We start from the raw sequence: 15927 nt of genomic DNA, 5'->3' as shown, positions 1-15927 counted from the left end.
AGCGTCGGCGATGCGTTTCCAAAATGTGTCGGCCACGGGTCGGGGCCGGCGGGCGGGAATCGGCCCGTCGCATGGCAACGGGTCCTGCGCGGCCTCTGGACAGCCGCCCGGCACCGTGCTGTCATACCGCCGGACGCCGATTTTCCATCGTTGCAAGGCTGGCTGCCGTACGCCGGACCGACCGCGCGACGGCGACCTTCGGCATGCGCCCGTCCGGCCGCCCCACCGCTCCCCCGACCGGGGCACGGCCCCGCTCGTCCTGCCCCGCACCAGCCCTGGCACCCCTCGCCCGCGCGCCATCACCCCCACCGAGCCGGCCGCAGCTCAGGCGGCCCCCGGCTCAGAGCAGGAGCCGCACCGATGCCCCTGAACCGCAGGCAGCTCATGGCCACCGCGGTGGCCACCGCGCTCGCCACCGGCGCGACGAGCCGGTGGGCGACCGCCGCGACGCCCGACCGCCACCGGGTACCGGCCGCCCGGGGCGGCCACTACTCCCCCAACGCGGCCCCGCTGCACCCCACCGCGTTCCTGAAACTGCCCCCGGGCAGGGTGACGGCGCGCGGCTGGCTGGCCGGTCAACTGAAGCTCCAACTGGAGGGGCTGTGCGGCCGGTACGAGGAGTTCTCGCACTTCCTGGACTTCACGGCGACCGGCTGGGTGCGCCCGGACCGGGGCGGCTGGGAGGAAGTCCCGTACTGGCTGCGCGGTTACGCCGATCTCGCGATCGTCACCGGGGACGCGAACGCACTGGCCACCACCCGCCGATGGATGGACGCGATCCTCGCCACCGGGCAGAGCGACGGCTTCTTCGGCCCGAAGGCGCTGCGGACCTCGCTGAACGGCGGCCCCGACTTCTGGCCGTTCCTCCCCCTGATCCAGGCCCTGCGCTCCTGGCAGGAGTACAGCGGCGACACCCGGATCATCCCGTTGCTGAGCCGCTTCTTCCGCTACATGAACGCCCAGGGCCCGGGGGCTTTCGACACCAGTTGGATCGCCCTGCGCTGGGGCGACGGCCTGGACAGCGTCATGTGGCTCTACAACCGCACCGGCGACGCCTTCCTCCTGGACCTCGTCGACAGGATCCACCGGTACGGGGCCGACTGGGGCGACAACCTGGTCGACCCGCACAACGTGAACATCGCCCAGGGTTTCCGCGAGCCCGCCCAGTTCGCCCTGCGCAGCGGCTCGGCCACCGACACCCGTAACACCTACGGCACGTACGCGAAGGCCATGGACGCCTACGGGCAGTTCCCCGGCGGCGGCTTCGCGGGGGACGAGAACGCCCGGCCCGGGCACGGCGACCCCCGCCAGGGTTTCGAGACCTGCGGGATCGTCGAGTTCATGGCGAGCCACCAGCTGCTCACCCGGATCACCGGGGACCCGCTGTGGGCGGACCGCTGCGAGGAGCTGGCGTTCAACTCGCTCCCGGCGTCGCTCGACCCGTCGGGCAAGGCGGTGCACTACATCACCTGCGCCAACAGCGTGGACCTGGACAACGAGCCCAAGCGGGACCGCCAGTTCCAGAACCCCTTCGCGATGCTGGCGTATCTGCCGGGCGTCGACCAGTACCGCTGCTGCCCGCACAACTACGGGATGGGCTGGCCCTACTTCACCGAGGAGCTGTGGCTCGCCACCCCGGACGGCGGACTCGCCGCGGCGATGTACGCGCCGAGCGAGGTGAGCGCGAAGGTCGCGGACGGCACGGAGGTGACGTTCACCGAGGAGACCGGCTACCCCTTCACGGACACGGTCGAGCTCACCCTCACCTCACCGAAGCCGCTGACCTTCCCGCTGGTGCTGCGCGTCCCGGCCTGGTGCGCGGAGCCGGAGATCCGGGTCGACGGAGAGCGGGTCGCCGCCCCGGCCGGCCCGGCCTTCACCCGGATCGAGCGGACCTGGTCGAGCGGCGACAAGGTCACGCTGCGACTGCCGCAGCGCACCGCCGTCCGCACCTGGGCGGACAACCACAGCTCCGTCAGCGTGGACCACGGGCCGCTCACGTACTCCCTGCGCATCGGGGAGGAGTACGAGCGGATCGGCGGCAGCGACACCTTCCCGGAGTACGCGGTCCACGCCACGAGCCCGTGGAACTACGGCCTCGTCCTGGACACCGCCCGGCCTGCCGCGTCCCTGCGCCACCGCTCCACGGGGCGGGCCCCCGGCGACAACCCTTTCACCCTGGACGGCACTCCGCTCACCCTGACCGCCCGCGCCCGCCGCATTCCGGAGTGGACGGCGGACGACGAGCATGTCGTCGGGCCCCTCCAGGCGAGCCCGGCGCGCTCCACCGAGCCGGTCGAGGAGATCACGCTCGTGCCCATGGGCGCGGCCCGGCTGCGGATCACGTCCTTCCCGACGGCCGCCCCGGACGCCGAGCCGTGGCTGGCGGACCGCTGGTACCGGATCGCGAACCGGAACTCGGACAAGGTGCTGGGCGTCGACGGCATGTCGACCGACAACAGCGCGCATGTGGTCCAGTTCGGCGACACGGGGACGGCGGACCATCTGTGGCGGCCGGTGGCCAACGGGGACGGCTGGTACCGGATCCGCAACCAGCACTCCGGCAAGGTGCTGGGCGTCGACCTGATGTCCACCGAGAACAGCGCGCACGTCGTGCAGTTCGACGACAACGACACCGCCGACCATCTCTGGCAGCTCGTCCCGGACGGCGACGGCTGGTACCTGATCCGCAACCGGAACTCGGACAAGGTGCTCGGCGTGGACGGGATGTCCACGGCCGACAGCGCCCATGTCGTCCAGTACGACGACAACGGGACGGCCGACCATCTGTGGCGGCTGCTGTGAGAGCCCTCTGACCTACCTCTACCGCTCAGCTCACCCCTTCCCGTACAGCCGTAGAAAGGGATGTCCAACCATGCGCCCAGCACCCGCACCCCGCCACCGCTCCTGGTGGCGGAGATTAACGGCCACCACCGGTCTGCGCGCCCTGGTGGCCACCGCGCTCGTGGGGACCGGTATGTCGCCGGCCGCCGCCGCGCCCGCCGCCTGGGAGCCGAAGCCGGCGCCCATGACGACGCCGTGGACGAACGAGGTCCCGGTGGACGAGCCGCTGCCGGAGTACCCGCGCCCGCAGCTGACCCGCCCGGACTGGGCCAACCTCAACGGCATCTGGGACTTCGCGGTCACCGGCCGTGACGCCGGGCAGCCCGCGACGTTCCCGGAGCAGATCCGGGTCCCGTTCGTCGCCGAGTCCGCGCTCTCCGGCATCCAGCGCCGGATCACCGAGAACGACAAGCTCTGGTACAAGCGGACCTTCACCGTCCCCGCCGACTGGGACGACCGCCGGGTCACGCTGCACTTCGGGGCATCCGACTGGCAGACCACGGTCTGGGTCAACGGCACCGAGGTCGGGGCGCACAAGGGCGGCTTCGACGCGTTCTCGTACGACATCACACCGCAGCTGAACGGCGGGACGAACACGGTCGTGGTCTCCGTGTACGACCCCAGCCAGACCGGCGGTCAGGCGGTCGGCAAGCAGCGCATCAACGATGTGAAGCCGCACCCGGGCGGCGGCATCTTCTACACGGCGGCCTCCGGCATCTGGCAGACGGTGTGGCTGGAGCCGGTGGCGTCCGCGCACATCACGCGGCTCGACATGACGCCGGACCTGGGCGACAGCACCCTGCGGGTGAAGGTCCAAACAGCGGGCGCGGCGGGCAGGAGCGCCCGGATCACCGTCTCCGACGGCGGTACGGTCGTGGGCACGGCGACCGGCCCGGTGGACGGGGAGATCTCCGTAGCCGTACCGAATCCGCGGCTGTGGAGCCCCGAGGACCCGTTCCTGTACGACGTGCGGGCGGACCTCCTCGACGGCTCGGCCGTCACGGACACCGTCGGCAGCTACACGGGCATGCGGTCCGTGGGCACCGCGAAGGTCGACGGCATCCTGCGGCCGGTGCTCAACGGGGAGTTCGTGTTCCAGACCGGCACGCTGGACCAGGGGTACTGGCCGGACGGCATCTACACCGCGCCGAGCGACGAGGCGCTGAAGTACGACCTCCAGGCGCACAAGGACCTCGGGTTCAACATGGTCCGCAAGCACATCAAGGTGGAGCCGCAGCGATGGTTCTACTGGGCGGACAAGCTGGGGCTGCTGGTGTGGCAGGACATGCCGTCGATGGACACCGGCAAGGTGCCGGACGGGCCCGCGCGCACCCAGTGGGAGGCGGAGTACCGCAACATCATCGACCAGCACCGCAGTTCGCCGTCGGTGGTGATGTGGGTCAACCAGAACGAGGGCTGGGGGCAGTACGACCAGGCCAGGATCGCCGACGAGGTCAAGGCGCAGGACCCCTCGCGTCTCGTCAACAACATGAGCGGGGTCAACTGCTGCGGATCGGTCGACGGCGGCAACGGTGACGTGGTGGACAACCACATCTACGTCGGCCCGGGCAACACCGCACCGAGCGCCACCCGGGCCGCCGTGCTGGGCGAGTTCGGCGGGCTGGGCTACAAGGTGCCGGGCCACGAGTGGTATCCGGGCGGCGGGTTCAGCTACGAGGACCAGCCGAGCATCGAGGCCCTCGACAACCGGTTCGTCGGGCTCCTCGACGCCATCCGGGTCGGCCAACTGCCCGCCGGGCTCTCCGCGTCGGTCTACACGGAGATCACGGACGTCGAGAACGAGGCGAACGGGCTGCTGACCTACGACCGTCAGGTCGTCAAGGTCGACACCGCCCGGGTGAAGGCCGCCAACCAGGCCCTCATCCAGGCGTCCCGGAACCCCGCTCCCCCGGTGGACCTCCCCACCGGGGAGTACAGGTCGCTGCGGGTCACCACCCCCGGCCACACCACGAAGCACCTGCGCCACCACGACGCGCTGGCCGTCACCGAAGTGGTGGACAGCGGGAGCCCGGCCGTGCTGAAGGCGGACGCCACCTGGAAGATCGTCACCGGCCTCGCCAACGACAACTGCTACTCCTTCGAGTCCCGGAACTACCCCGGTGAGTTCCTCCGCCACCGGGACTTCCGGGTGCACCGGGACGCCGACGACGGCTCCGCTCTGTTCAAGGACGATGCCACCTGGTGTGCGGTCGCGGGCGACGGCGGGGTGCGGTTCACCAGCGCCAATCTGCCCGGCGGCTATCTGCGCCACATCGACTCCGAGGTGTGGCTGGCCACTCCCGGCGGCGGGCGTCCCTTCGACGACCCGGCCCTCTTCGCCGAGGACACCACCTGGGCGGTCGACGCGCCCTGGGCCCCGTGATCCGCGGGGACCGACGACGATGAGCGGGTGACCGGCCCGGACGGCCCGGCAGCGACGGAGAACCTTTCCGCCGCTGCCGGGCCGGCTCCGTGCGGGCCCGGAGACGGTCCTGGGCGCCCCGCTCCCGGCTCAGAAGCCTTCCTGGGCGCCCCGCTCCTGGCTCAGAAGCGGTCCGGGGCGCGTACCGGGAGCGGAGATCCGGGGATCACCTCGCTCCGCTGGTTCTGCCGTGCCTTCGCGTTCGACTCGGCCGTCGCGTGGCAGGTCACGTCCTTCGCCGGGAGCTTGCCGGTGACCAGGTAGCGGTTGATCGTGCCGTCCGTGCACGGGTTGCCGCTGGGGTAGACGCCGTGGCCCTCTCCGCCGAGGACGGTGACCATCTTCGACCCCTTCATCTGCGCGTGCAGGGCCTGGGCGCTGGGCAGCGGGGTCTGCGAGTCCCACTCGTTCTGGACGATCAGGGAGCCGACCCTGTTGTTCACCTCGGTCGCCCGTTCCGCGGACCTGTCCCAGAAGGCGCAGGGCTTGATGCTGGAGGCGAAGTCACCGAAGACCGGGTAGCGGCCCTTGTCCGCGATGGCGTCCTGCCGGTAGCTCTCCGGGTCGCGGGACCACGCGGCCGAGTTGTCGCCGCACACCACGGCCCAGAAGCTCGCCGTCCCGTTGTCGGCCGGTGCCTCGACGGCCGTGCCCGCTGTTCCGCGCCCCTCGGATCCGGTGAACGCGCCGAGCTTCCCCGGCGCGACGGGCTTGCCGTCCGCGGCCTTCTTCAGCTCCACGAACGCCTCGGTGGCGTACTGCGGGCTGAAGAACGCCGGTCGCATGCCCATGCGGATGTCGTCGCCGGTGACCAGCTGCCCGTCCAGGTCGATCGGCTTCTCGTCGGCCTGCGCGACCACGTCCCAGAAGGTCCGGTCGACCTTCTTCGGGGTGTCGCCGAGGCCGTACGTCTCCGAACGCTCGGCGGCCCACTCGGTCCACCGGTCGAACGCGGGCTCGGCGCCCTCCGCCCACCACTGGATCATCCCCCGCCAGGCGCGTTCCGGGTCGACCGCGCTGTCCAGCACGAACCGGTCGGCCCGGCCCGGGAAGAGCTGGGTGTAGACGGCGCCCAGATAGGTGCCGTACGAGTAGCCCACGTAGCTGATCTTCTTCTCGCCGAGGACCGCCCGGAGCAGGTCCATGTCGCGTGCGGTGTTGCGCGTGGTGATGTGCGGGAGCGTGTCGCCCGCCTTCTCCTCGCACCTGTCGGCGAACGTCCGCGCCCAGGCGACGTCGTCGTCGAACGTCTCCTCCTTGTACGGCCGCAGCCAGTTCTCGTCCTCCGGCTCCAGGCCGCAGGAGACCGGGGTGCTGCGTCCCACGCCGCGCGGGTCGAAGCCGATGAGGTCGTACTGCTGCCGCGCGGCCGCGGGAAGCGCCTCGGCCATGCTCAGCGGCATGTACAGGCCCGGTCCGCCCGGGCCGCCGGGGTTGGAGAGCAGGACACCGTGCCGTTTGCCGGGGGTGGTGGCCTTGATCCGGGATATGGCCAGGTCGATCCGCTTGCCACCGGGCTTCCGGTAGTCCAGCGGGACCTTGATCGTGGCGCACCGGATCTCCGCCGGGGCGTCGGCCTGGCAGGGCTTCCACTGCGGCTTCTGCTGGGCGTAGCGGTCCAGCACGCTCGTGCCCGTGGCCGGGGAGGTGGCGGCCTGGGAGGTGGCGGCCGGGGCGGCGGCGGCCGTCGAAGTGGCGAGGGCGGGAGCCAGCGTTGCCGTGATGCTCACCGCTAACAGGGGCACGAGACGTCGTCTGCTGCGCACGATATCGATCCTTCCGGTCGCATGTGTCGGACAGGAAAGATCCTTCAGGAAGCGGACGCGTGCGCGGATCCCCCGGCGGGCTGCACCTCCCCTCCACCCTGGGAATGATGCAACAGCCGTGCATGGTCCGCGAGTTGTAGACGAGAACAGGCCGGGGCCCGCTCCCGGCGCCATGGGTCGCGGCGCCGGGAGCGGGCCCCGGTCACTCCTGTTACGGCTTCTGACCGTCGTGGAGCGCGGACACCTCCTCCGCCGTCAGGGCCTTGTCGTACACCCCGACCTGGTCGACGGAGCCGTTCCAGAAGTCGCCCTTGGCGCCGTCGTACTGGGCCCGCCCGACGGCGAGCGGGCCGGTGCTCACCTCGGCCGGACCGGCCTCGGTGGTGGCGGCGGGCTTCCCGTCGACGTACAGGGTGATCGCGTCGCCCTTGCGGACCCCGACCAGGTGGTACCACCGACCGGTCTCCGGGGTGATCTCCAGGCGGGCGCGCTTGCCGCCCGGGGTGGAGAAGGCGAACGCGCCCTGCCCGTACTGGAGGTAGAAGGGGTTCTCGGTACGCCGGCCGTCCTGGCTGACGACGGTGGCGTAGTTGTCCGGTACGGCGTCCAGCGAGGCCCAGGCGGCGACCGTGTAGTCCTTCGTGGTGTCCACGACCGGACCGGCGCTCTGCGCGTACTGCCCGTCGCCGTCGAACGTCAGCGCCGAGCCCGTGACACCGGGGGCCCAGACCGTGCCGCCCTCCAGCGTCAGGTGGGCCTTGTTGGGGCCGCTGTCGCGAGCGGTGGCGCCCTTGTTCTCGTCGAGCGACCAGGAGCCGCCGCCCTTCAGCTCGTCGCGCTCACCGGCCGCCGCCCCGGCGGCGATCACCTGGCGGTTGATCTCCCGGATCTTCTTCGGGTCGACCTTGATTTCTCGACGGTCGTACGTCCACAGGCCGTTGAGCTCGTTCTCCAGGTCGCTGACCTGGGTGTAGACGGAGCCGGAGAGTTCGGCGCCGGCGGCGGCGAGGTAGTACGTACGGGTGTTGTCGACGTACTTCGCGGTGAGGGCGGCCTTGTCCGCGACGCCGGAGTAGATGTTGGCCGGCGCTCCGGGCCACATGTGCCCGGGGGTACGGAGTGTGAAGCCGCCGTGCTCGCCGTCCATCGCGGCGCGCCGGTCGTCCGGGAAGGCCGGGTCGTCGTTCACGTAGTCGTGGTGGTCGATGATCTCGCCCTTGCCGGAATCACCCTTGGAGGCACAGCAGTTGACCCCACTGTGCGCGTTGACCACGCGGGACGGGTCCAGCGCCTTGACGTCCTCGGCGATCTTTCCGGTCTCGGTCCGGTCCCACTCGCCCCAGCCTTCGTTGAAGACGATCCAGCCGCTGATCGAGGGGTAGTTGTGGAACTGCTTCATCATCTCCTTCCCCTGGGTGAGGAAGGCGTCCTTGCCGGTGTCGTTGTCGATGTCGGCGTTGACGAAGTCCTGCCAGACCAGGAGCCCGAGCCGGTCGGCGTGGTAATACCAGCGCGGCGACTCCACCTTGATGTGCTTGCGCACGGCGTTGTAGCCGAGGTCCTTCTGGGCCTTCAGGTCGAAGGTGAGGGCGGCGTCGCTGGGCTGGGTGTGCAGCCCGTCGGGCCAGAAGCCCTGGTCGAGCATGGCGAGGGAGAAGAAGGGCTTCCCGTTGAGGACGAGCTTCTGGTAGCCGCCGACTTCCGCGATCTTCAGCTGGCGCATCCCGAAGTAGCTCTCGACGCTGTCCTTGGAGCGGCCGTCGGCGAGGGAGACGTCGAGGTCGTACAGGTAGGGGTCGTCCGGCGACCAGAGGCGCGGGTTCTTGAGCTCGATGCTCAGCTCGCGGTTGGCCGGCCCGGTGACCTTGCCGACGACCTTGCCCTTGCGGTCGCGGGCGACGGCGGTGATCCGGGCGTCGGCGGAGGCCTTCGCGGAGTTGACGGTGACCGCGAGGCGGCCGGTGTCGATGTCCGGGGTGGTGGTCAGGGAGTCGATGGCGGCGGGGGCGACCGGCTCCATCCACACGGTCTGCCAGATACCGGAGGACGGGGTGTAGACGATGCCGCCGGGGTTGGTGGACTGCTTGCCCTTGGGCTGGTTCGGACCGGTCTCGTCGGTGACGGCGACGACGATCTCCTGGGGGCCGCTGCCCTTCAGCGCGTCGGTGATGTCGGCGCTGAACCCGGTGTAACCGCCGGTGTGTTCGGCGACCTTGGTGCCGTTGACCCAGACGGTGGACCGGTAGTCGACGGCGTCGAAGTTGAGCTTCAGCCGCTTGTCCTTGCCGGACGTGCTCTTGCCGGACGCGCCCTTGCCGCTCTTTCCGACCGACCAGTTCTTCGGCACGGTGACGAGCTTGCGGTAGAACATGTGGTCCTCGTCGCGCTCCAGTCCGGAGAGCTGGGACTCGACCGGGAATGGCACGATGATCTTCTCGTCGAGCTTCTTGCCGAAGACCGGCTGCTCGCCCTCCGTGGCCCCGGCGAACTCCCAGGGGCCGTTGAGGTTCTTCCACTGGTCGCGGACCTGCTGCGGCCGGGGGTACTCGGGCAGCGGGTTGTTGACGTCCAGCTTGTCGCCCCAGGTGGTGGTGAGGCGGTGCGTGGAGAGGTTCTTGGCGGTGCGGCCGATCTCCGGGACGGTCTCGGTCCCCGACTTCAGGCCGCCCTCGCCGTCGTAGACGACCTTGACGCGCTGGTCCTTCTGGACCGGCGCGGCGAGATCGATGATCAGCGCCCTCGGGTCGTCCGAGGCCCGGTTCACCGACTTCACCGGCATCGGGGAGGTGTCGGCCTCGATCTCGAGGTGGTCCTTCACCTTGCGGTAGTCCGAGACGCGGTCCCGGAAGGTGGCCTGGAGGCGCTTGCCGTTCTTCGCGACGCTCAGGGCGACCGGGTAGACCTCGAAGTCGTCGGGCGGAGTGAACGCGGACTCGGGCACGATCTGCTTCTGGACGGTGTCGCTCGCCCAGCGCAGGAACATGCTGGCGCCGCCGATGTCCTGGAACATCTCCAGCTTGAAGTCGTGCTTCTCGCCCGCCTTCAGGGCGATCGGAGCGCTGTGTTGCTCCTTGTCCCAGTCCGGCTCCCAGTGGTCGATGACAACGTTGCCGTCGAGGTAGAGACGGAAGCCGTTGTCGCCGATGGCGGAGAAGGTGTAGTCACCGGTCTCCGGGGCCTCGAGCTGCCCCGTCCAGCGGGCCGTCGTGTGCTCGGACTTGCCGGTCGCCGACTCGAACGTCCCGGTGAGACCGGGGAAGTCGATCTCGGGGTCCAGGGAGGTGGCGCCGAGCTCGGCGAAGTCACGGGCGCCCGGGGCGGACATGCTGAAGTACTCGCCCTTCACCCCGTGGACATCGGTGACCGGGTCGTCGGCGGTGAAGGTCTTCGCGGTGGCTCCGGCCGGCACGGCGGGTGCGGCGGCCGCCGTCGGGACCAGGGTGGCACCGACCGGTATGAGCAGCGCCGCAGCGCAGGTCAGGGCCCTGAACAGGGCACGGGGGCGCGGGTGTTGTCGTCTCAAGGCGTCGTCCTCGTCGAAGAGCCGGGGGTGCCTCGAACCTGTGAGGCACTGCACATAGTCGAACATTGAGCCACAACACCAAACACTGCACAACGGTCGTGCACACAGAATTTTCAACGATAGAAAGACGCGGCCTCAGCCGAGGAACGCCGCGACGGTCGCCACGAACCGGCGGGGATCGTCAATCCACGGGTAGTGACCCGCCCCGGACTGCACGACGAACGCGGCGCGCGGGAAGAGCTCCGCACCCGCGGCCACGGCCGATGGCGGGCTGTTCAGGTCCCACTCCCCGGCGAGCAGCAGGGCAGGGCTCGCGAACGCGGCGAGCGCCGCACGCGTGGCCGCCGGATCGAAGGCGCCTTCGGCCGCGAAACCGGCGACGGCCTCGGCGTTGTCCGGCTGCCCTGCCGCGTGATGCCGCCGGGCCCCGGCGTCCCAGCGGCCGCAGAAGAAGGGAGCGACCGCCTCCCAGTCGGCGCCGGAGCCCTCGATGATCGCCTCCAGCGCGGCGAAGGCGGCCGGGAACCACGGCTCACCGCTGCGGCGCAGCGCGAGCGCCCGGCGCGTCCCGCCGTCGATCGGCACCCCCAACGCCCGCAGGCCGGGGCCGATCAGAGCGAGCTTGGCGACGCGCCGCGGATGGCGGGCGGCGTACCGCACCGCGAGGTTCGCGCCGCCGGAGTGCGCCAGGATGTCCATCCGGTCGAGACCGAGGTGGGCACGCAGGGCCTCGACGTCGCCCACCTGGCGGTCGCAGCGGTAGGTGGCGACCTGCCCTGGGCGCGCGGAACGGCCGGTGCCGCGCGGGTCGAGGAGGATCAGCCGACGGTGCGCGGCCAGGCCTCCGAGATCGCCGAGATATTCCGAGCCGGTGGGACCTCCCGGCAGGCAGATCAGCGGTTCGCCGTCTCCGGCCGTGCGATGGGCGAGCCGGGTTCCATCAGGTGCGTGAAAGGTGGACATGGCGACCACCCTGCACCTCATAACGAGGTTGTACAACCAGGTTATAAACATCGACCGATTCAGGTATAACCGAGCTGTGCCCCACGCCGACAAGGAGGACCTGCTGTGACCTACGAGGCAGACCCACCGCACCACCCCGGTTTCCTGACCGAGGAACAGGCGGCCAGAATGTTCGCCGGTATGAACGAGGTGATTCGCGCGGGCGAGGAGACGCGGCGGCTGCGCAGCGAAATGATCACCTTGTTCGCCGGCCTCGGCTGGACCCAGGAGACCATCGCCCGGCTCACCGGCATGAGTCAGCCCGCCGTGTCCAAGCAGGTGACGAAGGACCGGCCGGGCAAGCCGGCGCTCCCGCCGGACGTCGCCCTCGACCAGCACGACACGGCCTGGCTCGAAGGGCGGCTGTGGGGCCTGGCGGAGGAGATCTCCGAGAACCTCCACGACGACGCCCATTGCACCCGCCTGGCCGACGCCCTCGGCCGGGGCCGGAAGGGGTTCACGCCGCGGAACGTCGACGCGCTGCGGCGGCTCGTCGAGCAGGACCTGACGGAGCACCGCACCGACCTGCCCGGCAGCCTGCGGAGCACCTACGACGTGATCAGCCGGGGACTCGACGTTCCCGCGGGAGAAGCCGTCGCCGTCGCCGGGTCGGCCAGGGTGCGCCGCACCCTGGCGCACCGCGTCCAGCGGGACCGGCTCTCGGGCGGTCGCTGAGCCGTTCCGCGTACGGCGCACATTCGCCCCGGCCGATTTCCATGAAATGCCGTTTCCGGGGTACCCGGACTCCAGCCGGAAAGCTCACGCAACGGGGTGGAAGCCATGAACGACCGCATTCTGATGACGTTTTCACCGGACGGCGAGACCCGTACCGATTTCGTCTGCCGGCCGGAGAAGGCCGCCGACGCGCGGGACGCGGTCAGCACCTTCGTCGCGCGACTGCACCCCGCGCCGACCTCCCACACGATCCAGGACCTCCTGCTCCTCGTGTCGGAGCTGGTCACCAATGCCGTCCGGCACGCGGGGGCCGTCACCGCGCTGTGGCTGACCGCGGACCGCGGGAGCGTCCATGTCCGGGTCACCGACCCCAGCCCGGCGCACCCACAGGACCGGACGCCCGACCTGACCGGACTGACCGGCGGATTCGGCTGGCCGATGATCCAGCGGCTGGCCCAGGAGGTACGGGTCCGGGAGGCGGCGGGCGGCGGGAAGGTCATCCTCGCCACCGTGCCGCGCTGAGCCACGAGTCTGCCGCCGGCAGCGGGCGCCGATCGTTACGTATCGGTAGAATTCAGGGCATGGGAGAGCGGCCCGCAACGCCGACTGCGCCCGAACTCGTTCTGGAGACCGATCTGGGCTCCACGGTGATGAGTCCGAGCCGGGACTACCATGTCGGGCGCGATCCCGGGAGCGACGTCGTCATCGATGACATCCGGGTCTCCTGGCACCACGCGATCCTGCGGCCCGAGGCCGGTCACTGGACGATCGAGGACGAGGACAGCACCAACGGCACGTACACCGGTGGCCGGCGCATTCACGCATCGGACGTCGGCGCGGGCAGCGAGATCCGCTTCGGCAATCCGAGCGACGGACCGCGCGCCCTCCTGCTGGGCCGGGAGCCTCCCGCGCCCGCCGCCACTCCCGCTCCCTCCGCCGACCGCCCCTCGGCCGTGTCGATGCCCGCGGCGACCGGCACGTTCCGGCAGCCCACGACCGTACGTCCGCTGCCCGCGAAGACCGTGCGGATCGGCCGCGACGCCGGCAACGACCTCGTCATCGACGATCTGGTGGTCTCCCGCCACCACGCCGAACTGCGGGCGCTGGCCGACGGCACCTACGAGATCGTCGACCTGGGCAGCCACAACGGGACCTTCCTCAACGGTCAGCCGGTCGCGCGCGGGCCCGTCGGCCCCGGCGACATCGTCGGCATCGGCCACTCCGCCTTCTGTCTGGTCGGCGACTCCCTCCAGGAGTTCGTGGACACCGGTGAGGTGTCGCTGGACGTCCAGGACCTGGAGGTGACGGTCGGCCGGGCCGGCAAGGGCGGCAAGACCCTGCTGGACCGGGTCTCCTTCCCCGTCGGCGAGAAGTGCCTGCTCGGCGTGGTGGGGCCCAGCGGCGCGGGGAAGTCCACCCTGCTCAACGCGCTCACCGGCCAGCGCCCCGCCGACAGCGGCACGGTGCTCTACGACGGCCGTGACCTCTACCGCGACTTCGCCGAGCTGCGCCAGCGCATCGGCCTCGTCCCGCAGGACGACATCCTGCACTCCCAGCTGACCGTGCGTAAGGCCCTCGGTTACGCCGCCGAGCTCCGCTTCCCGCAGGACACCGCGAAGGCCGAGCGGCAGGCGCGGGTCGCCGAGGTGATCCAGGAACTCGGCCTCGAACAGCGCGCCGACCAGCCGATCCACTCGCTCTCCGGAGGCCAGCGCAAGCGGGTGAGCGTGGCCCTGGAGCTGCTGACGAAGCCCTCGCTGCTCTTCCTGGACGAACCGACCTCGGGGCTCGACCCCGGCATGGACCGTTCGGTCATGCACATGCTGCGCGGCCTGGCCGACGACGGCCGTACCGTCATCGTCGTCACCCACAGCGTGCTGAGCCTGGAGGTCTGCGACCGGCTGCTCGTCCTCGCGCCCGGCGGCCGCATCGCCTACTACGGCCCCCCTGAGGACGCCCTCGCCTTCTTCGGTTTCGCGGAGTGGCCGGAGGCGTTCGAGGCCTTCGAGAACGACCGCGACCGCGACTGGGCGACCACCTACGCCGACTCGCCCTTCCACCGGCAGTACATCGTCAACGCCACGGCACAGCCCCACCTGCCGACGGCCGCGCCCGGAGCGCTGGTCTCGCCGCCGCCGAAGACCCGTAACTGGGGTGCGCAACTGCACACGCTCGTACGCCGGTACGCCTCCGCGCTGAGCGCGGACCGGACGTTCCTGATCATCATGATCGCGCTGCCCTTCGTCATGGGCGCCATGGCCCGCGCCCTGGCGGGCAGCACGCTCACCCAGGAGACGGCGATGAACGCCCTGCTGATCCTGTGCGTGGGCGGTGTGCTGACCGGAGCGGCCAACGCGGTACGGGAGTTGGTCAAGGAACGGGTGATCTACCAGCGGGAACGGGCCGTCGGGCTCTCCAGATCCGCGTATCTGATGTCGAAGATCGTGGTGCTCGGGACCGTCACCGTGCTCCAGGCCGTGGTGCTGACCCTGGTGGGGCTGGTCGGCGTCGATCTGAACGCGCCAGGTGGCGCAGGGGTGTTCCTGCCACCGCTCGTGGAGATCACGCTGGCCGTGGCCCTGTTGTCCTTCACCGCGATGATGCTCGGCCTCCTGGTCTCCGCGCTGGTGCGCAAGGAGGAGGTGACGATGCCCCTGCTCGTCCTCCTCGCCATCGTCCAGGTCGTCTTCTGCGGCGCGCTGCTCAAGCTGAACGGGGTGCCCGGGGTGGAGCAGTTGTCGTGGCTGGTGCCGTCGCGGTGGGCGCTCGGGGCGATGGCCGGAACGATCGACCTGGCGCGGATCGTGCCGGGCGAGCTGACCTCCGATCCGCTCTTCGGGCACTCGGCGGGGGTCTGGCTGCTCAACATGGGCATGATGGCCGTCCTCTCGCTCGTCTTCGGATACGTGGTCATGAAACTGCTGAGGCGGCACGAGCCCGCGGTCATGCGGAAGTGAGGTGGTTCCATGGCGACCCCGACCCCGGAATTCCGCCCCACGCACGTCGTCCCGCCGGACGGCCTGCCGGCCTGGGAGTCGCCCGATGTCGCCCGGCCCACCGATCCGCTGGACGCCCTGCTGCCGGTGCAGTTGGAGGACCGGCGCGGGGACTGGGCGTATGTCGCCTGCTCCAACGGCTGGTCGGCCTGGGTCGACGGGCGGCTCCTCGTCTCCGTACCGCAGACGCCTCCGGCCGCCGGGGCGCCGCTCGCACGTACCGCGGACCCGCGACCGCTGCTGGCCAGGGCGGAGGAGTCGCTGAGCCGGTACCGCCGCGCGGCGCAGGACCTGGCCGAGGGCCGCAGCGACGGGGAGGGCTTCCGGCAGCGGACGCGGGGGCTGCGGGTGGGGATGGTGGTGGACGGGGAGTCGGTGTGGCTGTACGACGCCGAGCACGAGCGGTGGGTCTTCTGCGACGGGACCCGGCTGAGTACGTACGCGGCGGAGGCGGGCCCGGGGGCGGCGGGACCGGTATCCGGGGAGGCGGGGGTGGCGGGGGCCCCGGCTCCGGAACCCGCGCGGGTCGTGGCGGCCGGTGAGGAGCCGGGACCGACCCGCATGGCACCGCCGGACGGTCCGGAACCGACCCGCGTGGTGACCCCGGACGAGTTCGACCCCACGCCCGCCGCCGCACCGCCTGATGCTCCCGAACCCACACGCATCGCACCGCCGGACGGGCCCGAGCCCACCCGCGTG

Annotated in this window: 9 protein-coding genes; 6 read left to right on the top strand and 3 right to left on the bottom strand. The window is 70.7% G+C overall.

All coding sequences use genetic code 11. From position 1 onward, the window contains the following. The first annotated feature begins 360 nt into the window (after window positions 1-360). Together ACIQPT_RS26990 and ACIQPT_RS26985 are read left to right on the top strand one after the other, a co-directional pair. On the top strand, window positions 361-2805 hold the full coding sequence (locus ACIQPT_RS26990) for an RICIN domain-containing protein (protein ID WP_401159331.1): 2445 nt from the start codon (window positions 361-363) through the stop codon (window positions 2803-2805). A 70-nt stretch (window positions 2806-2875) separates the two neighbouring features. Beyond that, window positions 2876-5227, top strand: a complete 2352-nt coding sequence (locus tag ACIQPT_RS26985; protein WP_401159328.1) for an AbfB domain-containing protein — start codon at window positions 2876-2878, stop codon at window positions 5225-5227. A gap of 161 nt (window positions 5228-5388) precedes the next feature. Here ACIQPT_RS26985 and ACIQPT_RS26980 read toward each other — a convergent pair whose 3' ends face one another. From ACIQPT_RS26980 to ACIQPT_RS26970, 3 genes are all read right to left on the bottom strand, one after another. After that, window positions 5389-7011, bottom strand: coding sequence for an alpha/beta hydrolase (locus ACIQPT_RS26980; RefSeq protein ID WP_401159326.1), 1623 nt, complete (start codon window positions 7009-7011; stop codon window positions 5389-5391). 232 nt (window positions 7012-7243) lie between these two features. Next, complete coding sequence (locus ACIQPT_RS26975; RefSeq protein WP_401159324.1) at window positions 7244-10621, bottom strand: LamG-like jellyroll fold domain-containing protein; 3378 nt, start codon at window positions 10619-10621, stop codon at window positions 7244-7246. A gap of 69 nt (window positions 10622-10690) precedes the next feature. Further along, the gene (locus ACIQPT_RS26970) at window positions 10691-11518 is read right to left on the bottom strand and encodes an alpha/beta fold hydrolase (protein ID WP_401159323.1); all 828 of its coding nucleotides are present in this window, start codon (window positions 11516-11518) and stop codon (window positions 10691-10693) included. A 105-nt stretch (window positions 11519-11623) separates the two neighbouring features. Here ACIQPT_RS26970 and ACIQPT_RS26965 point away from each other — a divergent pair, with 105 nt between their 5' ends. The 4 genes from ACIQPT_RS26965 to ACIQPT_RS26950 all read left to right on the top strand — a co-directional run. After that, window positions 11624-12232, top strand: a complete 609-nt coding sequence (locus ACIQPT_RS26965; RefSeq protein WP_401159321.1) for a sigma-70 family RNA polymerase sigma factor — start codon at window positions 11624-11626, stop codon at window positions 12230-12232. 105 nt (window positions 12233-12337) lie between these two features. Next, entirely contained in the window at window positions 12338-12754 is a 417-nt protein-coding gene (locus ACIQPT_RS26960; RefSeq protein WP_401159319.1) for an ATP-binding protein, read from the top strand. 59 nt (window positions 12755-12813) lie between these two features. Beyond that, window positions 12814-15189 (top strand): FHA domain-containing protein, encoded by a 2376-nt coding sequence (locus ACIQPT_RS26955; RefSeq protein ID WP_401159317.1) that lies wholly within the window; start codon window positions 12814-12816, stop codon window positions 15187-15189. A 9-nt stretch (window positions 15190-15198) separates the two neighbouring features. Continuing rightward, window positions 15199-15927: hypothetical protein (locus ACIQPT_RS26950; protein WP_401159315.1), on the top strand; the 729-nt coding region annotated here is incomplete at its 3' end.

Source organism: Streptomyces sp. NPDC091289, assembly GCF_044757365.1.
Classification (GTDB): Bacteria; Actinomycetota; Actinomycetes; order Streptomycetales; family Streptomycetaceae; genus Streptomyces.
Note: the sequence above shows the minus strand (reverse complement) of the source record. Positions and strands in the feature narration are given on the sequence as shown.

Excerpts from the sequence above, each read along its gene's own strand:
- ACIQPT_RS26990 (WP_401159331.1), top strand. The coding sequence starts at position 361 with ATGCCCCTGAACCGCAGGCAGCTCATGGCCACCGCGGTGGCCACCGCG.
- ACIQPT_RS26985 (WP_401159328.1), top strand. The coding sequence starts at position 2,876 with ATGCGCCCAGCACCCGCACCCCGCCACCGCTCCTGGTGGCGGAGATTA.
- ACIQPT_RS26975 (WP_401159324.1), bottom strand. The coding sequence starts at position 10,621 with ATGTTCGACTATGTGCAGTGCCTCACAGGTTCGAGGCACCCCCGGCTC.
- ACIQPT_RS26970 (WP_401159323.1), bottom strand. The coding sequence starts at position 11,518 with ATGTCCACCTTTCACGCACCTGATGGAACCCGGCTCGCCCATCGCACG.
- ACIQPT_RS26960 (WP_401159319.1), top strand. The coding sequence starts at position 12,338 with ATGAACGACCGCATTCTGATGACGTTTTCACCGGACGGCGAGACCCGT.
- ACIQPT_RS26955 (WP_401159317.1), top strand. The coding sequence starts at position 12,814 with ATGGGAGAGCGGCCCGCAACGCCGACTGCGCCCGAACTCGTTCTGGAG.